Source organism: Fictibacillus sp. 23RED33 (genome assembly GCF_015903925.1).
GTDB classification, from domain to species: Bacteria; Bacillota; Bacilli; order Bacillales; family Fictibacillaceae; genus Fictibacillus; species Fictibacillus phosphorivorans.
On the sequence record NZ_JACZDX010000001.1, the window covers coordinates 1,087,156 to 1,108,246 of the forward strand.

The following is a 21,091-nucleotide window of genomic DNA, read 5'->3' on the forward strand; positions in this document are numbered from 1 at the left end:
CCCCCTTAACATTAGGCGATAAGCCGTGTGAGGGGGTTTCTGTTACTTTGTTTTAAGGGAAGCGAGTTCTTCAACGATGCCTTCCATGTCCCGAATGCTGAAAGATGGCATCTTCATGACCATATCATAAAGTTCTTTAATGTCTTCGTACTTTGAGAGTTCATAGTCTTCTGGTTGGATGAGGCCGCTGTTAACGAGTTGCAGCTTCTTTTTTAATCCTTCGATCATAAATGATAAGTTCTCATGATTTTGAGTCGTCAAGTCCATGGTGGGCTCCTTTTTTATCCACATATCTTCATGTGAGATTTTACTAACATGCATATATTAAGTCCAAACACATTTCATTTTAGCACACTGTAATCTTTGTGACTATGGATGAGTGAATCTATGATAAAATATAAAGGTTAAAGAATACATACACCATTTAAAAATAGAGCGCCCGAAATTATAGATACGGGAAAGCATAATGTGAGAAGTAAAGGGGGATTTAATGATGTTCCTCAAACGAATTGATGTAGCAGGATTTAAATCATTTGCAGAGCGGATACAAGTTGAATTTGTACAAGGGGTTACAGCGGTTGTTGGCCCTAACGGTAGTGGTAAAAGCAATATCTCAGATGCTGTACGGTGGGTGCTGGGTGAACAGTCAGCGAAGTCTTTGCGCGGCTCTAAGATGGAAGATATCATCTTCGCAGGTAGTGATAACCGTAAACCATTAAATGTGGCTGAAGTTACACTTACGTTAGATAACGAGGATCAGCATCTGCCGCTTGATTACAATGAAATATCGATCACGCGAAGAGTGTATCGTTCAGGAGACAGTGAATACTTAATCAACAAACAACAGTGTCGTTTAAAAGATATTGTAGAGCTGTTTATGGATTCTGGACTTGGACGAGAAGCATTCTCTATAATCGGACAAGGTCGGGTAGAAGAAATATTAAGCAGCAAATCTGATGAGCGCAGAAAGATCTTTGAAGAAGCTGCAGGTGTTTTAAAGTACAAGACCCGAAAGCAAAAAGCGGAGGCGAAACTCACTGAAACCCAAGAAAACCTGAATCGTGTAGAAGATATACTACACGAATTAGAAGGTCAAGTAGAGCCTCTCAAAATCCAAGCTTCCATTGCAAGAGATTATCTTGAGAAGAAAGAAGAGCTTGAGGTCGTTGAAACAGCTGTACTTGTTCAAGAGATCGAAGAATTGCACGTTCGATGGGAAAAGCAGAAAGAACTTGTTGCAGAACTACAACAGCAAGAAACAATTCTTTCAGCAAAAGTGAAACAAGGCGAAACCAAGATCGAAAGAGCAAGACTTGATATGCAAGCGATGGATGAATCGATCGACGAACTGCAAAATGCCCTTCTTTTAGCGAGTGAGACGTTGGAAAAGCTAGAAGGAAAGAAAGAAGTTTTAAAAGAACGTAAAAAGAATTACGATCAAAATAAAACGGCGCTTTTAGAACAAATTCAGCTTTACAAGGCGAAAAAGGAAGGATTAGGAAAACAACTTAGTGTTGAAAAAGACTCATTACGAGATAAAGAAAAACAACTAAAAAGCATAAAAAAGCAAGTGAAAGACGAGGAAGGACGATTGTCTGTTCTCGAGATGGACGTTGAAGCAGAACTAGAAAAATTAAAAAGTGATTATTTCGAGCGCTTGAACGAACAAACAACGATTAAGAACGAGATGCGTTATTTAGAGGACCAGGCTAGACAGCAGAGCTCAAAGAGCACTCGTTTAGATGAAGAGAATACTAAATACCTGGACCAAAGAGAAAGATTAAAAGAAACAAGAAGAAACGCTGAAGCTGCTTATCAAGCAGCTGAAACGCAATTGAAAACAAAGCAAGAAGAATATCAAACATTAAAATCAGAAATATCGATCGAGGATCAGGAAACGAGAACACTTCAAGATAAATTGTATCAAGCGTATCAGTTTATTCAGCAGTTCAAATCTAAAAAAGAGATGCTTGAATCGATGCAAGACGAATACGCAGGTTTCATGCAAGGAGTTAAAGAGGTTTTAAAAGCGAAAGATACAAAGCTTTCTGGTATTGAAGGCGCAGTAGCTGAGCTTTTATCGGTACCTTCAGAAGTTGAAACGGCGATTGAAACGGCTCTAGGCGCTTCTATGCAGCATATTGTTGTAGATCATGAACAAAATGCCATGAAAGCCATTCAATTTTTGAAGCAAACGAGAGCAGGAAGAGCCACTTTCTTACCTTTGAATGTGATTAAACCGCGACAGATCTCTAGTGCAGATGCTCACCAGGCAAGCTCTATCGAAGCATTTGTAGGGATTGCTGCAAACCTTGTTACGTTTGATGCTAAATATCAAAATATAGTAGGCAATCTATTAGGAAATATTATCATTGCCAAAGATCTAGCTGGTGCGAACAAGATTGCAAAGCAAGTGAGCTATCGTTATCGGATCGTTACTCTTGAAGGAGATGTCGTGTCTCCTGGAGGTTCCATGTCTGGAGGAAGTCTGAAACAAAAAAGCAACTCTCTACTGAGCAGACAAAGAGAGATTGATTCTCTTACGGATAAAGTGGGGACAATGGAGAAGCAAACTCTTCAACTAGAGGAAAAAGTAAATGAATTACGATCTAAAGTAATCAAGAAGAAAGAAATACTTGAATCCCTTCAAACGGAAGGAGAGCTCTTAAGAGAACAAGAACAAGAGCTGAAAGCCTCTTTACGAGAAGTTGAAATGGAAGAGAAGAGTTTAAACGATAGACTTCAGCTGTATGATCGCGAAAAGAATTCCTATGAATCTGAAAGATCGGCTGCAGATAGTCGTCTCACTGATCTTCAAAAGAAACTCGATCTTGCTTTGAAGTTTGGGAAAGAACTTGAAAAGACGATTGCTGATCTGACAGAGAAAAAGAAGAATAATCAGAGCTCAAAAGAAGAACTCAGAGAAGCACTAACACTATTGAAGATTAAAACAGCCGAACTCGAACAACAGGTTGCCAATCAGCGTGAAAAGTGCTTAAGAATTCAAGAAGATTTTCACGAAGTGGAAGTTAAGAGCAAAGAAACAGAAGAAGATTATTGGCTTCTTGAGGAAGAGATGAACTCAAGCTCTTCTGGTGAAGATTCTCTTGATGAGCAGATTCAACAGAGAAGACATGAAAAGAACAATGCATTGAAATTAATTGCAGAACGAAGAAAAGAAAGAACGGATTCTTTCCGATCGATCGAAAGTATGGAGATCGGACTAAAAGAGGCAAAAAGGCAATATAAGCAACTTCATGATGGACTTAGAACAGAAGAAGTTAGTATTAATCGTCTCGATGTTGAACTAGAATCAAGACTTACTCATCTTAGAGAAGAATATGGACTTTCATATGAAGGTGCGAAGCTGAAGCATCGATTGGAGATACCGCTACAAGACGCAAAACGAAAAGTAAAGCTGATCAAAATGGCGATCGAAGAGCTCGGGGCAGTAAATATTGGTGCGATCGAAGAATACGACAGAGTTAGCCAGCGCTTTGATTTTCTTACAGAACAAAGAAACGACCTAACAGAGGCAAAGGATACACTTTATGGCGTGATCTCCGAAATGGACGAAGAGATGAAGAACCGTTTTGAAGAGACATTTACTTCTATTCGTTCCCATTTTGGTGTAATTTTTAAAGAGTTGTTTGGTGGTGGTCGAGCTGACCTCGTTTTAACTCAGCCAGATGATATGCTATTAACGGGTGTAGACATCATGGCGCAGCCACCTGGCAAGAAGTTGCAGCAACTAGGCCTATTATCTGGTGGAGAACGAGCCTTAACTGCTATTGCCTTACTATTTGCAATTTTAAAAGTCAGACCTGTTCCGTTCTGTATTTTAGACGAAGTTGAAGCAGCGCTTGATGATGCGAACGTAAATCGTTTCGCTAAATTTTTACGAGCATTTAGTAAAGAGACACAATTTATCGTTGTTACGCATCGTAAAGGTACAATGGAAGAAGCGGATGTACTTTATGGAGTCACCATGCAGGAGTCTGGTGTCTCGAAGCTTGTTTCCGTAAGACTAGAAGAAACAAAAGAACTTGTTACATCATAGGGAGGAAATTGATAGTGAGTTTTTTGAAACGATTAAAAGAAAAATTCTCAACTCAGCAATCTGAGGAATCATCGGAAAAGTTTAAGAGTGGACTAGAGAAAACGAGGAACTCTTTTTCATTTAAAGTTAACGACCTACTCAAGAGATTTAGAAAAGTGGATGAAGAATTCTTTGAAGAATTAGAGGAGATCTTGATCGGAGCGGATGTTGGGGTTCATACCGTACTTGACATTATTGATCAACTTAAAGATGTTGCACGAACTAAAAACATTCAAAATCCAATGGAGCTTCGATCAGCGATTACTGAGAAATTAGCTGAAATGCTTCAAAAAGAAGAAACCGATAATAAACTGAACTTACAGACTGATGGAATGACAGTAATTCTGTTCGTAGGAGTAAACGGTGTTGGTAAAACAACAACGATCGGGAAACTTGCTCATCAGTTGAAGACAGATGGTAAGAAAGTGATTCTAGCGGCCGGAGATACTTTCCGGGCAGGTGCGATCGATCAGCTTGAAGTATGGGGAGAACGTGCTGGCGTTGATGTTATCAAACATCATGAAGGAGCAGACCCTGCAGCTGTTATTTACGACAGCATCCAGGCTGCTAAGTCTCGGAAAGCGGATGTACTGCTTTGTGATACAGCTGGTAGACTGCAAAATAAAGTGAATCTGATGAACGAGCTCTCAAAAGTGAAACGTGTCATCGAACGAGAGATTCCTGGTGCTCCTCATGAAGTTTTGCTTGTAGTTGATGCTACAACAGGTCAGAATGCAATGAATCAGGCAAAAACATTCGGTCAATCAACAGATGTAACGGGCTTAGTTTTAACTAAACTTGATGGAACAGCAAAAGGCGGTATCGTTTTAGCAATCCGTCACGAACTAGATATTCCAGTCAAGTTTGTGGGACTTGGTGAGAAGATTGATGATCTGCAGGAATTTGATGCTGATCAGTTTGTATATGGTTTATTTGCAGGAACAGAAGAAGAAGAATAAAATTTACCGCCTTTTAGCTCTATTTAGAGCTAAAAGGCTTTTTTATAGATAAAAAAAGTTGCACAAGCTGGATTTAGTCAATATAAAGCCAAATCTAGTCAATATAGATTCAAAACTCTTTTAGTACTAAATCAAATCTTCTCTGTTAAGAAAAAAACTTGACATCTAAAACCATGAGTTGTATAGTAATCACGTAAAGGCATTTCACTTAACAAGGGTTGTGGAAAAATGCTAGATAAAACAATGAGAATTAATTATCTATTTGATTTTTACCAAGCATTATTAACCCCTAAACAGAAGAATTATATGGGTTTGTACTATTTGGACGATTATTCTCTCGGTGAAATTGCTGAACAATATAATGTCAGCCGCCAGGCCGTTTATGATAATATTAAACGGACAGAGGCGATGCTGGAAGAATATGAAGAAAAGTTAGGGCTTTTTGCAAAGTTTCAGGAACGTGATCAGTTGCTGTCATCTTTAAGAGAGCTTCTGAATTCTGAGCCTGATAACGTAATTGCAATTATCGATCGCCTTGAAAATATGGAATAGGAGGCGTTCAGTGAGATGGCATTTGAAGGTTTAGCCGACCGTCTTCAGAACACTTTACAAAAAATTCGTGGAAAAGGGAAAGTAAATGAAGCGGATGTAAAGGAAATGATGAGGGAAGTACGCCTTGCTCTTCTTGAGGCGGACGTTAACTTTAAAGTAGTAAAAGATTTTGTGAAAAAAGTATCTGAACGTGCTGTTGGTCAAGAAGTATTAAAAAGTCTGACACCAGGACAGCAAGTAGTAAAAGTTGTTAACGATGAACTGACAACCCTCATGGGTGGGGAACAAAGCAAGATTGCCGTTTCCAACCGACCACCAACTGTTATTATGATGGTTGGTCTGCAAGGTGCTGGTAAAACAACAACAACAGGAAAGCTTGCAAATCATTTACGCAAAAAGCAAAATCGTAAACCGCTACTGGCCGCAGCTGACATCTACCGTCCTGCTGCGATCAAGCAATTAGAAACAGTAGGAAAGCAATTGGATCTTCCTGTGTTTCAGATGGGAGATCAAGTAAGTCCTGTCAAAATTGCTGAATCAGCTATCGCAAAAGCAAAAGAAGATCATCACGATTATGTCATTATTGATACAGCGGGGCGTTTACACATTGATGAAACGCTGATGGATGAGTTGAAGCAGGTAAAAGAAATTTCAAAACCTGATGAGATCTTCTTAGTTGTAGATGCAATGACTGGTCAAGATGCTGTGAATGTAGCAGAGAGCTTTAACGAAGCGTTAGGAATCACTGGTGTTGTCTTAACCAAACTTGATGGAGATACACGTGGTGGTGCGGCACTTTCAATTAAAGCTGTTACAGGTCTTCCTATTAAATTTGTAGGTCTTGGTGAAAAGATGGATGCTTTAGAGCCTTTCCATCCAGATCGTATGGCTTCAAGAATTTTAGGAATGGGTGACATGCTTACTCTTATCGAAAAGGCGCAAACCTCAGTAGATGAAGAGAAAGCGCGCGACCTTCAGAAGAAGATGCGTGATATGTCGTTCACGTTCGATGATTTTCTTGATCAAATGGGACAAGTGAGAAATCTTGGACCGCTTGATGAAGTACTTGGCATGCTACCAGGTGCGAACAAGATGAAAGGCCTCAAGAACGTTCAGATCGATGAAAAACAGATCGGTCACGTTGAAGCCATTATCCGTTCGATGACTCTTTCTGAAAGAGAACAGCCTGACATCATAAATGCCAGCCGTAAGCGCCGCATCGCTAAAGGAAGCGGTAGAACGGTGCAAGAAGTAAATCGCCTCATCAAACAATTCGAGGACATGAAGAAAATGATGAAACAAATGTCCGGAATGATGAATGGCAAAAAGAAAAAAGGTGGATTTAAATTCCCTTTTATGTAAACTGAATTTTCAGGTTTACAAACCTGTCAATTTATACTATTATATTATTTTGTGTGAACTATTTTCGGAGGTGCAAGTTATAATGGCAGTAAAAATTCGTTTAAAGCGTATGGGTGCTAAGAAAGCTCCTTTTTATCGTGTAGTAGTAGCAGATTCTCGTTCTCCTCGTGATGGACGTTTCATCGAAGAGATTGGAACTTATAACCCAGTTGCTAACCCAGCTGAAGTTAAAATTAACGAAGAAAAAGCTCTTGAGTGGATGACAAACGGTGCGAAACCATCTGATACAGTTCGTAACCTATTCTCAAAAGCTGGTCTTATGGAGAAATTCCATAACGCGAAAAACCAAAAATAATTTTGACGAAGGGGAACAGATATGACAGAGTTGATCGAATCAATTGTGAAAGCTCTAGTTGATCACCCAGATGAAGTTAGCGTCAAAGAGGTTCAAGAAGGACACCGACTTGTTTATCAATTAACTGTTAACCAGACAGATATGGGGAAAGTTATTGGGAAGCAAGGAAGAGTGGCTAAAGCGATTCGAACGGTTGTGAATGCAGCTGGAACGAATCAAAATAAAAGGATTTCAATCGAAATCGTCTAAAAAGGATGAGGGAAACCTCTTCCTTTTTTATTTATTAAAATACTTAAATAACTTTAGATATTCAAGAAGTTATGTTCAACAAAGTTTCGTAACGATTTATTAAAAGGCTATTTTCTAAAGGACTGTTGCTTTTAATTCTTTTTTATTGTCTTCTTTGAATAGGTGATTGGAGTGGAAGGTGCGAGACTCCTGCGGGACAGGCGGGCAGGTGAGACACTTAAGAGTGAAACGAACAAATGTGGCTCACCGTCTGCCCCGCGGAAAGCGAGCACCTGGAACGGAAATCAACTACTTTCAAGGGCAACAAAGTGCGAAAATGGCCTATAAAAAGTATACATATCGAGTTTTATGCTAAAATTTAGATTATAAGTAACTGATTAATTTGTACGGAGGTAGTGTATCAATATGGAAAATGAATGGCTGAACGTAGGTAAGATTGTAAATACACACGGAATTAGAGGAGAAGTCAGAGTGATCTCTAGAACTGACTTTCCTGAGGAACGCTATAAGATCGGAAACACATTATATGTAGATATGGGATCAGATCATATACCTGTAAAGATTGAAACGCATAGAAAACATAAGCAATTTGATCTTTTGACGTTTGAAAACCTGCATAACATAAATGATGTAGAACGTTTTAAAGGCAATCTTCTTAAAGTGCCTAAAGAACAGTCTGTTTCGTTAGATGAAGGAGAGTTTTTCTATCATGATATCATCGGTTGCTCAGTTTTCACTGTTGAAGGTGAAGAACTAGGAAAAGTAAAAGAAATATTGTCTCCTGGAGCAAACGATGTATGGGTAGTGAAGAGAAAAGGATTTGGATCAGATATTCTTATCCCTTACATTCCTTCTGTTGTTAAATCTGTGGATGTGAAAGAGTCAAAGATTGTTATTGAGCCATTAGAAGGATTATTCTAATGAAAATAGATGTCTTAAGCCTTTTTCCAGAAATGTTTTCTGGCGTTTTTGGTCAATCAATCTTAAAAAAGGCGCAGGAAAAGAATGCACTAGAACTTCGAGTGATTGATTTCCGTGAGTTCTCAACGAACAAACATCGTAATGTAGATGACTACCCATACGGAGGAGGAGCAGGCATGGTCCTTACTCCACAGCCTTTGTTTGATGCGGTTGATCATCTAACGAAAGAGGCAACTGTAAAACCTAGAATCATCCTTCTATGTCCTCAAGGTGAAACGTTTACTCAAGGAAAAGCAGAAGAGTTGGCTGAAGAAGAACATCTTATTTTCTTGTGCGGTCATTATGAAGGTTATGATGAACGTGTTAGGAAACACCTTGTAACGGATGAGATTTCAATCGGTGACTATGTGTTAACCGGTGGAGAGCTTGGTGCAATGGTCGTTATAGATGCTGTTGGGAGATTGCTTCCTAATGTTCTAGGAAAAGAAGCCTCACACCAAGAGGACTCATTCAGCACAGGTTTGTTAGAACATCCTCAATATACGAGACCTGCAGATTTTCGAGGTATGAGAGTTCCTGATGTTCTGATGTCAGGAAACCATAAGAACATTGAAACATGGCGCAAAAAAGAGTCTTTAAGAAGGACGTATGAACGTAGACCTGACTTGCTTGAAAAAATCAAGTTAACAAAAGAAGAAGAAATTTGGCTTAATGAGATAAAAGATAATAAAACAACTTGAACACTGTTTGAGTTATATGGTATTATATTATTTGTGGCTTATGCCCGTTTAATCCGGTGTTCCGCTGCTTTATCATTTAGCAAGAACATCCATGGGAAGGGAGGCAATAAACTATGCAACAGCTTATTGCAGATCTAGCGAAAGATCAATTAAAAGATTTACCAAAATTCCGTTCAGGTGACACTGTTCGTGTACACGTGAAAGTAATCGAGGGTACTCGTGAGCGTATCCAGCTTTTTGAAGGTGTAGTTATCAAGAAGCGTGGATCAGGAATTTCTGAAACGTTTACTGTTCGTAAAATTTCTTACGGTGTAGGAGTGGAGCGTGCGTTCCCATTACATTCACCGAAGATCGCGAACCTTGAAGTAGTTCGTCGTGGTAAAGTTCGTCGTGCGAAGCTATACTACCTACGTGCACTTCGCGGTAAAGCAGCTCGTATTAAAGAAATTCGCTAATAATTCTCGAAAGGAGCTTGACTTATTCAAGCTCCTTTTTCCATATTATAAGTAAGGAATTTCTAGAGATGGTGAGGATTAAGAATGGCACGTACAAAAAACGAAACGTGGGAATGGATTAAAGCATTAGCGGCAGCCTTATTATTAGCAGGAATCATTAGATTTTTCCTCTTCGCACCCGTCGTGGTGGATGGACAATCAATGATGCCAACTCTGCACAACGGAGATCGTCTGATCGTTAACAAGTTTTCCTATGTGATTGGCGATCCAAAAAGATTCGATATTGTAGTCTTCCATGCAACCGAAGAAAAGGATTACATAAAAAGAGTAATCGGGTTACCTGGAGATACGGTCGAATATAAAGATGACACCCTATATGTAAATGGTAAACAGGTAAAAGAAGAATATTTAGAAGCGTATAAAAAGAAAACAAAAGATGGAAACTTCACTTATGATTTTAAGTTACTTGAAGTAACGGGTAAGCAAAAGGTTCCTCAAGGTCAGCTATTTGTATTAGGTGACAATCGAAGAAATTCTCAAGACAGCCGAAATATTGGAACTGTGGATGATGATACAATCTTAGGAAAAGCATCTTTCCGTTTCTGGCCGTTAAAGGATATTGGATTTGTAAAGTAGGGTGAGATAACATGACCATTCAATGGTTTCCTGGACATATGGCCAAAGCGCGCCGGGAGATAACTGAAAAACTCAAAATGATCGATGTCGTATTTGAGTTAGTGGATGCTAGAATTCCTCTAGCTTCTAGAAATCCTATGATCGATGAAATTCTTGGACAGAAACCTCGAATTGTTCTTTTGAACAAAGCAGATCTGGCTGATCCAAAAGTAACATCGATGTGGGAAAGTTATTTTTCAGAAAAAGGAATTCCTTCTCTTGCTATTAACTCGCAAGATGGTAAAGGGATTAAAAAAATAGAACCGCTTGCTCATGAGCTAGTAAAAGAAAAGTTCGATAAGATGAGAGCAAAGGGAATTGTTAAACCACGTGCGGTTAGAGCACTTATTGTCGGCATACCTAACGTTGGTAAGTCCACGATCATCAACCGTATGGCGGGTAAGAACATTGCTGTAACAGGTGACAAGCCTGGTGTAACAAAAAAACAGCAATGGATCAAAGCGGGTAAGACATTAGAATTATTAGATACCCCAGGAATATTGTGGCCGAAATTTGAAGACCAAACAATTGGTTTGAAATTAGCGGTTACAGGAGCTATTAAAGAAACGCTCTTTGATTTTACTGAAGTAGTGTTGTATGCGATCAAGTATTTAAAAGAGCACTATGAAGAGCGTCTAGTGGAACGATACAAGTTGTCTGAGATTCCAGATGATTCGTTGCCTCTTTTCGAAGAAATCGGAAAGAAACGTGGCTGTATGATGAGTGGCGGAGAAGTGGATCTTGAAAAGACCGCTGAGATTGTTCTACGAGATCTTCGTGCAGAAAAGCTAGGGCGCTTGTCATATGAGCGACCAAATGAGTTTGAAATTAAATAGTATTAACCGAACAGGCGCTGATGAAAGTGCCTGTTTTTAAAATTATAAAGGCTCTCTAAAAGTTTTTCTAAAGACAAAATTGTTTTTTTGGAAGTGGTTGATTTCCATTTCAGGTTGCTCGGTTTCCGGGGGGCGTGCGCCACCTATGCTTTCTTGGAAAAATATTTGCTCCTGCGTCTACAAGCAATGCTACTGAAGTGGGCTTCCTCGTCGCATACCTTGCAAGATGTTATTCATGCAGAAGGCACACTGATCCCCCAGGAGTCTCGCACCTTGCACTCCTATCAACTTGTCAATGATGCCAATGAAGAATAAACAATCTAATATGAAACACCTTCTAAAAAGAACTTATATCTAAACCGATAATACATACATAAAGAGCGTGATAAACATGAAACTGTCGATAAAAGAATGGGAACTAAAATTAAAAGCTTGTGAAGATACTGAGTTGGTATCTCTACTGAGCATCCTCTCTGAAGATGAAAGAGTGGGTGCAAAAAAATTATTCCAAACTTTCTCGAAACGCTTAGAGCGAGAAGAAGCTGAGAGAACAAGACTGAAATTAATGCATACTTACGAAGAGCAATGCCAAAGACAGGGTAAAACTTTGATCGCGGGTGTAGATGAAGTCGGCCGTGGACCGTTAGCTGGTCCCGTCGTGGCCGCTGCGGTTATTTTACCATTAGGGTATATGTTACCAGGGCTCAATGATTCTAAAAAATTGTCCGAGAAAAAAAGAGATGCCCTTTATGAGATCATTTTGAAGGATGCGATTTCTTACTGTGTCCATTTCGTGCAACCTGATCAGATCGACGCGATCAACATATATCAAGCATCTAAGTTAGCGATGACAGAAGCTGTGTGCTCGCTAAAAGTTACTCCAGATCAGCTATTAATTGATGCTATGGAAGTCCCTTTAGCGATCGATCAATTGAAAATCATCAAAGGGGATGAGAAGAGTATTTCTATCGCGGCTGCATCAATCGTTGCAAAAGTTACAAGAGACCGCCATATGAAGATGCTAGATGAAAAATATCCCCAATATGGATTTCAATCAAATATGGGTTATGGAACGAAGGATCATTTAAACGCCCTTCAGCAGTATGGGCCAACAGAGATTCATCGTAAATCATTTAGTCCGGTAGGAGAACTTATAAAAATTACAGGAAGTGATTAACCTGTTACAATTCAACCAAATTCATGGTAAATCGTTAACTCCGGCGAGAACAATGGATGAGCCATTGTTGTTAAAGCTTAATCAGTTTATAACTGCTAAGATTTTAGAAATCTTCCCTGATCAATCAGCGAAGGTTCTTTATAATGGGTCAACACTTCATGCCAAATTAGAAGCACCATTAATCAAAGGAGATAACTATCTATTTGAAGTGTCAGAGAAAAACAATACGATCTATTTGAAAAAGGTAGATACGGATCCAGTTAAGTCTACTTCAGAGCAGATTTTATCGAGATGGAGCCTTCCAGCATCCGATATAAACAAAAAAGCAGTTGAATTTGCCACCATAGAAAAGTTACCTCTATTAAAAGAGAACATAAAAACCGTTTCCGAGGTTATGAAATTCACAAACGAGTTGCCACTACATGAAAAAAAAGCAGTAGTTCAGCGTATGATGGAGCTTCAATTGCCTCCTAAGCAAGAGATCGTTCAAGCAGTTGCTTTCAGTCTAAAAAGCCATACAGGATCAAGTAATGAATTCAAACAGCTCTATGAGGCTCTCATGCCCTTTATTCATAAAGATAAAACTGTTTCGAAAACCATTGAGCTATTAAAAGAACTCTATGCATTTAAAGGTAATGAGGCAAGTAAGCAACAGGCTGCCATTCAAGATAGAGTACGAAGTATGGATTTAAAAAACACAGCAGACATCGTTATGCCGTTGAATGGAAAACTTCCAGATCCATTAAAGGTTCAGACAACAAGTATATATGACGTGCAAGAAAATCTACCCACACAATTAAAAGGCGATGTAATGAAGGTTTCTAAAGAAACAAATCTGAACCCATCAGAAGAATTTATTACAGCCGCAAAAAAGTGGTTGATTAAATCTGGTCTACTGCATGAAAAAAACATTTTATTAGACCCGATACAATTAAAACAAACGGAAACGCTAAAGTCACAACTACTGAACCTGCAACAGAACGCTGACCGCATAGAGCTGCCTGAGAACATACAGCAAAAAACAGAACAAGCCTTAAATAAACTTACAGGTCAACAGTTACAGAATATACAAAGTAACGAGAACATGCAGCAATTAATCCTTCATATTCCGTTTAATGGATCGGAAAATCCGAAAGAGATGACCGTTCGCTGGGAAAGCAAAAAGCAAGATGGAAAAGGAATCGATCCAGACCATTGTAGGATGCTTTTTTGGTTAGAGATGAAGCATCTAAAAGATGTAGCTGTAGATGTGCATATTCAAAACAGAATCGTTTCATTAAAAGTGTACAATTCGCACCCAGCTATCGAAAAATTTTCAGAACCGTTATTGAACACGTTAAAGATTAGTATGAAGAACATGAATTATACACTAACATCCGTTACATTCAGTTCTCAAAATAAGAAGATAAAAAATACCGAAACTTCTATTTCATACAAAGGATTGGATCTGAGAATATGAGTGAAAGTAAAAAAGAAGCTGTGGCGTTAAAGTATAGTCCCCTTGAATCTAACTCGCCTGTCGTTATCGCAAAGGGTAAGGGCGAAACAGCCGAGCGTATACTAAGATCAGCTGAAAATCATGATATTCCTATTCAGGAAGATCCGTCTCTTGTCCATTTATTATCGAAGCTAGAGATCGACGAGAGTATACCTGAAGAATTGTATGAAGTGGTAGCTGAACTGTTTGCTTTTATTTATAAATTAGATAAAGAAGCAGGGGAAACTACATAAATATCATTGAAACGGGGCATTCCTATCTTTAAAGGAGTGTGTTTTAATGCCTAAAAATAAATTAGTCGTACAGCAATCCGAACAACTAGTGAACCAATTTAAAGAAGAGATGGCTGAAGAGTTTGGGATGTATCGTTCAGTAGCCGAATCTGAAGCGATAACACCAAAAATAATCAAGAAACAGAAAAACGAAAAAAACAAATGAAAAGAGAAAGTGTTTTCGTTCCTAAAGGGGACGAAAAAGCGATGAAACCAAAGTCATTTTATAGTGATTTTGGTTTTTTATTTTGGCTAAAAAGGTGTATGCGCTTGCAATTTTCTGAAGAATAGTAGACATAATAGACTAGGTCTTATACAATGATAACGGTACTTTAAGTTTTCACCATGATAGGAGGATGGAGAGTAAATGAATATCCACGAATACCAAGGTAAAGAGATACTTAGAAAATATGGTGTGGCTGTTCCAAACGGGAAAGTAGCATTTACCGTTGAAGAAGCAGTAGAAGCTGCTAATGAGCTGGGGAGCACTGTATCTGTTGTTAAAGCACAGATCCACGCAGGTGGCCGCGGTAAAGCAGGTGGCGTAAAAGTCGCTAAAAATATCGATGAAGTGCGTACATACGCAAATGAAATTTTAGGAAAAGTTCTTGTAACTCATCAAACAGGTCCAGAAGGTAAAGAAGTTAAGCGCTTACTTATCGAAGAGGGCTGTGATATTAAGAAAGAATACTATATCGGTCTTGTATTAGATCGTGCAACATCTAGTGTTGTTATGATGGGATCTGAAGAAGGCGGAACTGAAATTGAAGAAGTGGCTGAAAAGACACCTGAAAAAATCTTCAAAGAAGTAATCGATCCAGCGATCGGCCTTCAAGCATTCCAAGCAAGAAGACTTGCTTATAACATCAACATCCCTACTGAATTAGTAGGAAAAGCAGTGAAATTCATGATTGGTCTATATACGGCTTTCGTTGAAAAAGACTGTTCAATTGCAGAAATCAATCCATTAGTTGTAACAGGTGACGGAAATGTTATGGCACTTGATGCAAAGATGAACTTTGATTCTAATGCTTTATACCGTCACAAAGACATCTTAGAATACAGAGATCTTGAAGAAGAAGATGCAAAAGAAATCGAAGCATCTAAATACGATCTTAGCTATATTTCTCTTGATGGAAATATTGGCTGCATGGTTAATGGTGCTGGACTTGCTATGGCAACGATGGATATCATTAAACATTACGGCGGCGACCCGGCTAACTTCCTTGACGTTGGGGGCGGCGCGACTACTGAGAAGGTAACAGAAGCATTCAAGATCATTCTTTCTGACCAAAACGTTAAAGGGATCTTTGTTAACATTTTCGGTGGAATTATGAAATGTGATATCATTGCGAACGGCGTTGTTGAAGCAACGAAACAAGTTGGTCTTGAGTTACCTCTTGTTGTGCGTTTAGAAGGTACTAACGTTGATCTTGGTAAAAAGATTCTTAAAGAATCTGGTCTAAACATTACAGCTGCAGATTCTATGGCTGATGGTGCAGAAAAGATCGTAGCTTTAGTTAAGTAATAGAGAAAACATCGTAGGAAGGATGGATTGATGCATGAGCATTTTTATTAATAAAGATACAAAAGTTATCGTTCAAGGTATTACAGGTTCTGTTGGTCTTTTTCATACAAAACAAATGCTTGAATATGGTACGAAAATTGTAGGCGGTGTTACACCAGGAAAAGGTGGTACGGAAGTTGAAGGTCTTCCTGTTTTCAACACGGTTGTTGATGCAGTTAAAGAAACAGGAGCTAACGCTTCTGTCATCTATGTTCCGCCTGCATTTGCTGCAGAAGCGATCATTGAAGCTGTTGACGCTGAACTTGATCTAGCAATCTGTATTACTGAAGGTATTCCAGTATTGGATATGGTAAAAGTTAAGCGTTACATGGAAGGCAAGAAGACACGTCTAGTTGGTCCGAACTGCCCGGGTGTAATCACTCCTGAAGAATGTAAGATCGGTATCATGCCTGGCTATATCCATACAAAAGGCCATGTTGGCGTAGTGTCACGTTCTGGAACATTAACTTATGAAGCTGTACATCAGCTTACAGAGCGTGGAATCGGTCAATCTACTGCAGTTGGTATCGGTGGTGACCCAGTCAATGGTACAGACTTTATCGACGTATTAAAGGCATTTAACGAAGATGAGGACACATATGCTGTAATCATGATCGGTGAGATCGGTGGAACAGCAGAAGAAGAAGCTGCTGAATGGGTAAAAGCGAACATGACTAAACCTGTAGTAGGATTCATCGGTGGTCAAACAGCACCTCCAGGAAAACGTATGGGGCACGCTGGTGCGATCATCTCTGGTGGTAAAGGTACGGCAGATGAGAAAATCAAAACGATGAAAGCTTGTGGAATTAAAGTTGCAGCAACACCATCTGTTATGGGTGAGACTTTAGTTGAAGCTTTAAAAGAAAACGATCTATATGATCGCTGTGTAACAAACAAAGCAAAAGCGTAATAACGATTACAACGTGAAAAGCTCCCAGATCGGGAGCTTTTTATTTACATTGAATGGTTTCATGAGGAGGAATGAAGTTTGGATAAAGAACGCTTAATTTTTCTTCATCATTGCGAAGGACTCACTTGGAATCAATTAAGATCAATAGTTGTTGCTGATCCTGAACTAAAATCTGTTTTTTCAATGGACATTCGCAGGTTGAAAATGTCGTATGGTTTGAGTGAACTGACGGCAAAGCGTCTCTATCATCACATGAAACAAAATAATAGTACATACATAATGAAGAATCTAGTAAAACGATCTATTTCAGCAGTAACGATATTCGATGGAAATTACCCTCCGCTATTAAAGAATATTTATGACCCGCCATGGGTTCTTTATGGACAAGGCGATTGGACGGTCCTAAATCGGGATAAAATGATTAGTGTGGTCGGCACTCGAAATCCTAGCAGCCATGGAAAACAAGCGTTACGAAAGGTTCTTAGTCCTTTAATTGATGATAGATGGGTCGTGATCAGCGGATTGGCTAAAGGAATCGACACGTTCGCTCATGAGTTAAGTATACAAAAGAATTCTTTGACTGCAGCTGTTCTGGGCTCAGGGTTATTACAGGTCTATCCGAATGAAAATAGAGAACTCGCACATAAAATAAGTGAGCAAGGAATTGTATTATCAGAGTTTTCACCACACGTTTCACCAAAACGCTGGCATTTTCCGTTGCGTAACCGTATAATAAGCGGTCTCACCCGCGCAACGCTTGTTGCTGAAGCAAGAACAAAGAGTGGTTCGTTGATTACAGCTGATCAAGCACTCGAGCAAGGAAGAGATGTGTTTGCGATTCCAGGATCGATTTTAGAAGAGTGTGCGAACGGGACAAATTTTTTGATTCAAAATGGAGCAAAATTGGTCATGAGTGCAGAAGATATTCAAAATGAAAGTTTCTAACCGTTTTCATTTAAATGAGGAAACAGTTTGACAAATGCAGATACATTATTTAATAATAGGGAAGATTTCACTAAACCCTTAAAGGGGGATAAACTGTAAATGGAAAAATATTTAGTCATTGTTGAGTCTCCCGCAAAAGCAAAGACAATAAAAAAGTATCTAGGGAGCAAATATGACGTTAAAGCATCTATGGGACATGTTCGTGATCTTCCCAGAAGCCAGACTGGCGTAGATGTAGAAGCAAACTATGAACCGAAATACATTACGATTCGTGGTAAAGGTCCAATTTTAAAAGACTTGAAAACTGCAGCGAAAAAAGCGAAACGCATTTTTCTCGCAGCTGACCCGGATCGCGAAGGTGAAGCAATTGCATGGCATCTTGCTCACAGTTTGGACATGGATTTAGATTCTGAATGTAGAGTTGTGTTTAATGAGATTACAAAAAATGCGATAAAAGACTCTTTTAAACGACCAAGAAAGATCAATATGGACTTAGTTGATGCGCAGCAAGCAAGAAGGGTGCTAGACAGACTAGTCGGATACAAAGTCAGTCCATTATTATGGAAGAAAATAAAAAAAGGATTGAGCGCTGGCCGTGTACAAACGGTGGCGGTTCGATTGATCGTTGAACGTGAGAAAGAAATAGAAGCTTTCCAACCGGAAGAGTATTGGAAGATTAAAGGAACCTTCAGTGCTTCTGGAGAGGAATTTGAAGCTCAGTTTCATGGAGTCGGCGGCAAGAAAAAAGATCTATCAAATGAAGAAGAAGTAAACGATATTCTAAAGACGATAAAAGGCAAACAATTTAAGATTGATTCTGTTCAGAAGAAAGAAAGACGCAGAAATCCTTCACCACCTTTTATCACTTCTTCACTACAACAGGAAGCGGCCAGAAAATTAAACTTCCGTGCTAAAAAGACAATGATGCTCGCACAACAATTATATGAAGGAATTGATCTAGGAAAAGAAGGTACAGTCGGTCTGATCACGTATATGCGTACAGACTCTACACGTATTTCAGATACAGCTAAAACCGAAGCTGCTGAATTCATAGAGAAAGAATATGGAGAGCAGTTCGTCAACAAATCAAGAGTGGAAAAGAAATCTGGTAAGAACGCTCAAGATGCCCATGAAGCGATTCGTCCTACTTCTGTTATGTATCATCCACGAGATTTGAAGACTTATCTTTCAAGAGATCAACTCAGATTATATAAATTAATCTTCGAGCGATTCTTAGCAAGCCAAATGGCATCAGCAGTTCTTGATACGATGACAGTGGACCTAGAGAACAATGGAATCTACTTCCGTGCGACAGGATCTAAAGTTAAGTTTCCTGGATTCATGAAAGTCTATGTTGAAGGCAACGATGATGGGAAAAAAGAAGAAGATCGTATTCTTCCAGATGTTCAAGAAGGCATGAAAGTAGAAAAGAAAGAACTTGAACCAACTCAGCATTTTACGCAGCCTCCTCCACGTTATACAGAAGCTAGGCTTGTTCGTACGATGGAAGAACTGGGTATAGGCAGACCGTCAACATATGCACCAACACTTGATACCATTCAAAAACGTGGATATGTAGCTCTCGATGAAAAGAAGTTTGTTCCAACAGAGCTAGGTGGTCTTGTTTTAGAGATGACATTGGAATTCTTTCCTGAAGTATTCAACGTTGAATTTACCGCTAAGATGGAAAGCGATCTTGACGAAGTAGAAGACGGAAAAGAGAACTGGATCAGAATCATCGATGACTTCTACAAAGGCTTTGAAAAGAAGCTTAAGATTGCAGAAGAAGAGATGCAAAAAGTAGAGATTAAAGATGAGCCAGCCGGTGAAGACTGTGAGAAATGTGGACATGAGATGGTCTATAAGATGGGACGCTTTGGAAAGTTTATGGCTTGTTCAAACTTCCCAGATTGCCGAAACACGAAACCAATCGTGAAAGATATCGGTGTTACGTGTCCGACCTGTCATGAAGGAACAATCGTAGAGCGGAAGAGTAAGAAAAAAAGACTGTTCTATGGATGTAACCGTTATCCAGATTGTGAATTCGTTTCTTGGGACAAACCTATTGCCAGAACATGTCCGAAGTGTAATAGTATGTTAGTAGAAAAGAAAACGAAAAAAGGCAAAGTCGTACAATGTGTATCTTGCGATTATGCTGAAGAGGAAGCAAAGTAAGGAGTTTATCTTCATGAATCAACATGTAAACGTAATCGGGGCAGGTCTTGCTGGCAGTGAAGCAGCTTGGCAGATCGCTAGCCGAGGAATTCAAGTAAAATTATACGAGATGAGACCGGTTAGACAAACGCCGGCTCATCATACAGAGAAGTTTGCAGAACTAGTGTGTTCGAACTCACTTCGTGCTAATACACTTACAAACGCTGTTGGTGTACTAAAAGAAGAGATGAGAAAATTAGATTCTGTTATTATTTCATCAGCAGATGATTGTGCTGTTCCAGCTGGTGGAGCTCTGGCGGTTGACCGTCATGAATTTGCTAGCCTTGTAACAGAGCGGGTTAAGAACCATCCAAATGTAGAAGTAATCACTGAAGAAGTAACAGAGATTCCAGAAGGTCCGACCATTATTGCGACAGGACCTTTAACTTCTGATAACTTATCAAAATCGCTAAACTCGTTAACGGGTGAAGAGTACCTCTATTTTTACGACGCAGCTGCTCCGATCATCGAAGTAGACAGTATCGACATGGACAAGGTGTACTTAAAGTCTCGTTACGACAAAGGCGAAGCAGCTTATTTAAACTGTCCGATGACAGAAGAAGAGTTTGACCGTTTTTATGAAGCATTGATCACTTCAGAAACAGTCCCTTTAAAAGAATTTGAAAAAGAGATCTTTTTTGAAGGATGTATGCCAGTAGAAGTAATGGCTAAAAGAGGAAAGAAAACATTATTGTTCGGACCGATGAAGCCTGTTGGCCTCGAGGATCCGAAAACAGGAAAGATTCCTTATGCTGTTGTTCAATTACGACAAGATAACAGTGCAGGAACTTTATATAATATCGTAGGTTTCCAAACACATCTAAAATGGGGACCACAAAAAGAGCTTCTAAGACTGATTCCAGGCTTAGAGAATGCTGAGGTAGTACGTTACGGTGTAATGCATAGGAATACATTCCTGAACTCGCCACGCCTCTTAGAAGAGACGTATCAGTTAAAAGCAAGAAAAGATCTTTTCTTTGCAGGTCAGATGACTGGAGTAGAAGGGTACGTTGAAAGTGCGGCTTCAGGTTTGATCGCAGGAATCAATGCAGCGAAGCTTATAAAAGGCGAAGAACTGGCTGTATTCCCGAAAGAAACAGCGATTGGAAGCATGGCGTATTATATTACTACGGCTAACCCAGATAATTTTCAGCCGATGAATGCTAACTTTGGTCTTCTTCCACCACTTGAAAAGAGAATCAAAAACAAACAAGAACGCAATACAGCTCTAGCTGAAAGAGCACTGGAAACTATTCAGAATTTTATAACAAATTTGTGAACATGTATTGATTTAGCCCCTAAATT

The 21,091-nt window shown here is 39.3% G+C and carries 22 protein-coding genes; 21 read left to right on the plus strand and 1 reads right to left on the minus strand.

Translation table 11 applies throughout. The annotated features are described in order from the left end of the window. Positions 1-42: 42 nt before the first annotated feature. Positions 43-267 (minus strand): DUF1128 domain-containing protein, encoded by a 225-nt coding sequence (locus tag IHV09_RS05715; RefSeq protein WP_144700821.1) that lies wholly within the window; start codon positions 265-267, stop codon positions 43-45. 226 nt (positions 268-493) lie between these two features. Between IHV09_RS05715 and smc the strand changes: the two genes are divergently transcribed. The 21 genes from smc (at position 494) to trmFO (ending at position 21,065) form a co-directional block, all read left to right on the plus strand. Then, positions 494-4,060, plus strand: coding sequence for a chromosome segregation protein SMC (gene smc / locus IHV09_RS05720; RefSeq protein ID WP_197263827.1), 3,567 nt, complete (start codon positions 494-496; stop codon positions 4,058-4,060). A gap of 14 nt (positions 4,061-4,074) precedes the next feature. Beyond that, the gene (gene ftsY / locus IHV09_RS05725; protein WP_197263828.1) at positions 4,075-5,058 is read left to right on the plus strand and encodes a signal recognition particle-docking protein FtsY; all 984 of its coding nucleotides are present in this window, start codon (positions 4,075-4,077) and stop codon (positions 5,056-5,058) included. Between the two features lie 228 nt (positions 5,059-5,286). Continuing rightward, the gene (locus tag IHV09_RS05730; protein ID WP_066393591.1) at positions 5,287-5,610 is read left to right on the plus strand and encodes a putative DNA-binding protein; all 324 of its coding nucleotides are present in this window, start codon (positions 5,287-5,289) and stop codon (positions 5,608-5,610) included. Positions 5,611-5,625: 15 nt separating this feature from the next. Continuing rightward, a complete protein-coding gene (gene ffh / locus IHV09_RS05735; protein ID WP_197191169.1) occupies positions 5,626-6,972 on the plus strand; it encodes a signal recognition particle protein in 1,347 nt (448 codons plus the stop codon). Positions 6,973-7,054: 82 nt separating this feature from the next. Further along, on the plus strand, positions 7,055-7,327 hold the full coding sequence (gene rpsP, locus IHV09_RS05740) for a 30S ribosomal protein S16 (RefSeq protein ID WP_066393596.1): 273 nt from the start codon (positions 7,055-7,057) through the stop codon (positions 7,325-7,327). A gap of 21 nt (positions 7,328-7,348) precedes the next feature. Then, positions 7,349-7,576 carry a KH domain-containing protein gene (locus tag IHV09_RS05745; protein ID WP_066393598.1) on the plus strand — a complete coding sequence of 76 codons (228 nt, stop codon included), beginning with the start codon at positions 7,349-7,351 and terminating at the stop codon, positions 7,574-7,576. Between the two features lie 223 nt (positions 7,577-7,799). Beyond that, on the plus strand, positions 7,800-7,931 hold the full coding sequence (locus IHV09_RS22615; protein WP_255520069.1) for a hypothetical protein: 132 nt from the start codon (positions 7,800-7,802) through the stop codon (positions 7,929-7,931). Positions 7,932-7,981: 50 nt separating this feature from the next. Further along, entirely contained in the window at positions 7,982-8,497 is a 516-nt protein-coding gene (rimM, locus tag IHV09_RS05750) for a ribosome maturation factor RimM (protein ID WP_197127701.1), read from the plus strand. Next, the gene (gene trmD, locus IHV09_RS05755; protein WP_197194450.1) at positions 8,497-9,237 is read left to right on the plus strand and encodes a tRNA (guanosine(37)-N1)-methyltransferase TrmD; all 741 of its coding nucleotides are present in this window, start codon (positions 8,497-8,499) and stop codon (positions 9,235-9,237) included. Before rimM ends, trmD begins: the two co-directional genes overlap by 1 nt. 113 nt (positions 9,238-9,350) lie before the next feature. Continuing rightward, positions 9,351-9,692, plus strand: coding sequence for a 50S ribosomal protein L19 (gene rplS / locus IHV09_RS05760; protein ID WP_066393605.1), 342 nt, complete (start codon positions 9,351-9,353; stop codon positions 9,690-9,692). Positions 9,693-9,776: 84 nt separating this feature from the next. Then, a complete protein-coding gene (gene lepB, locus IHV09_RS05765; protein ID WP_144700811.1) occupies positions 9,777-10,328 on the plus strand; it encodes a signal peptidase I in 552 nt (183 codons plus the stop codon). Positions 10,329-10,339: 11 nt separating this feature from the next. Beyond that, positions 10,340-11,203, plus strand: a complete 864-nt coding sequence (gene ylqF, locus IHV09_RS05770; protein WP_197191167.1) for a ribosome biogenesis GTPase YlqF — start codon at positions 10,340-10,342, stop codon at positions 11,201-11,203. Positions 11,204-11,594: 391 nt separating this feature from the next. Beyond that, positions 11,595-12,380 carry a ribonuclease HII gene (locus tag IHV09_RS05775; RefSeq protein WP_197263829.1) on the plus strand — a complete coding sequence of 262 codons (786 nt, stop codon included), beginning with the start codon at positions 11,595-11,597 and terminating at the stop codon, positions 12,378-12,380. Between the two features lie 67 nt (positions 12,381-12,447). After that, on the plus strand, positions 12,448-13,839 hold the full coding sequence (locus tag IHV09_RS05780; RefSeq protein ID WP_197263830.1) for a hypothetical protein: 1,392 nt from the start codon (positions 12,448-12,450) through the stop codon (positions 13,837-13,839). Continuing rightward, on the plus strand, positions 13,836-14,111 hold the full coding sequence (locus IHV09_RS05785; RefSeq protein WP_197127706.1) for an EscU/YscU/HrcU family type III secretion system export apparatus switch protein: 276 nt from the start codon (positions 13,836-13,838) through the stop codon (positions 14,109-14,111). Before IHV09_RS05780 ends, IHV09_RS05785 begins: the two co-directional genes overlap by 4 nt. Positions 14,112-14,157: 46 nt before the next feature. Beyond that, a complete protein-coding gene (locus IHV09_RS05790) occupies positions 14,158-14,316 on the plus strand; it encodes a small, acid-soluble spore protein, alpha/beta type (protein WP_197263831.1) in 159 nt (52 codons plus the stop codon). Positions 14,317-14,517: 201 nt separating this feature from the next. Continuing rightward, entirely contained in the window at positions 14,518-15,678 is a 1,161-nt protein-coding gene (gene sucC, locus IHV09_RS05795) for an ADP-forming succinate--CoA ligase subunit beta (protein ID WP_137789680.1), read from the plus strand. 34 nt (positions 15,679-15,712) lie between these two features. Next, the gene (sucD, locus tag IHV09_RS05800; RefSeq protein ID WP_153238551.1) at positions 15,713-16,627 is read left to right on the plus strand and encodes a succinate--CoA ligase subunit alpha; all 915 of its coding nucleotides are present in this window, start codon (positions 15,713-15,715) and stop codon (positions 16,625-16,627) included. 78 nt (positions 16,628-16,705) lie between these two features. Continuing rightward, on the plus strand, positions 16,706-17,572 hold the full coding sequence (dprA, locus tag IHV09_RS05805; RefSeq protein WP_197191163.1) for a DNA-processing protein DprA: 867 nt from the start codon (positions 16,706-16,708) through the stop codon (positions 17,570-17,572). 99 nt (positions 17,573-17,671) lie between these two features. Beyond that, positions 17,672-19,747, plus strand: a complete 2,076-nt coding sequence (gene topA, locus IHV09_RS05810) for a type I DNA topoisomerase (RefSeq protein WP_197194445.1) — start codon at positions 17,672-17,674, stop codon at positions 19,745-19,747. 13 nt (positions 19,748-19,760) lie between these two features. Further along, positions 19,761-21,065: an FADH(2)-oxidizing methylenetetrahydrofolate--tRNA-(uracil(54)-C(5))-methyltransferase TrmFO gene (gene trmFO / locus IHV09_RS05815; protein WP_197127710.1), complete on the plus strand. Its 1,305-nt coding sequence runs from the start codon at positions 19,761-19,763 to the stop codon at positions 21,063-21,065. The last annotated feature ends 26 nt before the right edge of the window (positions 21,066-21,091 follow it).

What these genes read in the sequence shown, in the direction of transcription:
- IHV09_RS05715 (WP_144700821.1), bottom strand. Translation starts at nt 267, where the DNA reads ATGGACTTGACGACTCAAAATCATGAGAACTTATCATTTATGATCGAA.
- smc (WP_197263827.1), top strand. Translation starts at nt 494, where the DNA reads ATGTTCCTCAAACGAATTGATGTAGCAGGATTTAAATCATTTGCAGAG.
- IHV09_RS05730 (WP_066393591.1), top strand. Translation starts at nt 5,287, where the DNA reads ATGCTAGATAAAACAATGAGAATTAATTATCTATTTGATTTTTACCAA.
- ffh (WP_197191169.1), top strand. Translation starts at nt 5,626, where the DNA reads ATGGCATTTGAAGGTTTAGCCGACCGTCTTCAGAACACTTTACAAAAA.
- rpsP (WP_066393596.1), top strand. Translation starts at nt 7,055, where the DNA reads ATGGCAGTAAAAATTCGTTTAAAGCGTATGGGTGCTAAGAAAGCTCCT.
- IHV09_RS05745 (WP_066393598.1), top strand. Translation starts at nt 7,349, where the DNA reads ATGACAGAGTTGATCGAATCAATTGTGAAAGCTCTAGTTGATCACCCA.
- rimM (WP_197127701.1), top strand. Translation starts at nt 7,982, where the DNA reads ATGGAAAATGAATGGCTGAACGTAGGTAAGATTGTAAATACACACGGA.
- trmD (WP_197194450.1), top strand. Translation starts at nt 8,497, where the DNA reads ATGAAAATAGATGTCTTAAGCCTTTTTCCAGAAATGTTTTCTGGCGTT.
- rplS (WP_066393605.1), top strand. Translation starts at nt 9,351, where the DNA reads ATGCAACAGCTTATTGCAGATCTAGCGAAAGATCAATTAAAAGATTTA.
- lepB (WP_144700811.1), top strand. Translation starts at nt 9,777, where the DNA reads ATGGCACGTACAAAAAACGAAACGTGGGAATGGATTAAAGCATTAGCG.
- ylqF (WP_197191167.1), top strand. Translation starts at nt 10,340, where the DNA reads ATGACCATTCAATGGTTTCCTGGACATATGGCCAAAGCGCGCCGGGAG.
- IHV09_RS05775 (WP_197263829.1), top strand. Translation starts at nt 11,595, where the DNA reads ATGAAACTGTCGATAAAAGAATGGGAACTAAAATTAAAAGCTTGTGAA.
- IHV09_RS05785 (WP_197127706.1), top strand. Translation starts at nt 13,836, where the DNA reads ATGAGTGAAAGTAAAAAAGAAGCTGTGGCGTTAAAGTATAGTCCCCTT.
- IHV09_RS05790 (WP_197263831.1), top strand. Translation starts at nt 14,158, where the DNA reads ATGCCTAAAAATAAATTAGTCGTACAGCAATCCGAACAACTAGTGAAC.
- sucC (WP_137789680.1), top strand. Translation starts at nt 14,518, where the DNA reads ATGAATATCCACGAATACCAAGGTAAAGAGATACTTAGAAAATATGGT.
- sucD (WP_153238551.1), top strand. Translation starts at nt 15,713, where the DNA reads ATGAGCATTTTTATTAATAAAGATACAAAAGTTATCGTTCAAGGTATT.
- topA (WP_197194445.1), top strand. Translation starts at nt 17,672, where the DNA reads ATGGAAAAATATTTAGTCATTGTTGAGTCTCCCGCAAAAGCAAAGACA.
- trmFO (WP_197127710.1), top strand. Translation starts at nt 19,761, where the DNA reads ATGAATCAACATGTAAACGTAATCGGGGCAGGTCTTGCTGGCAGTGAA.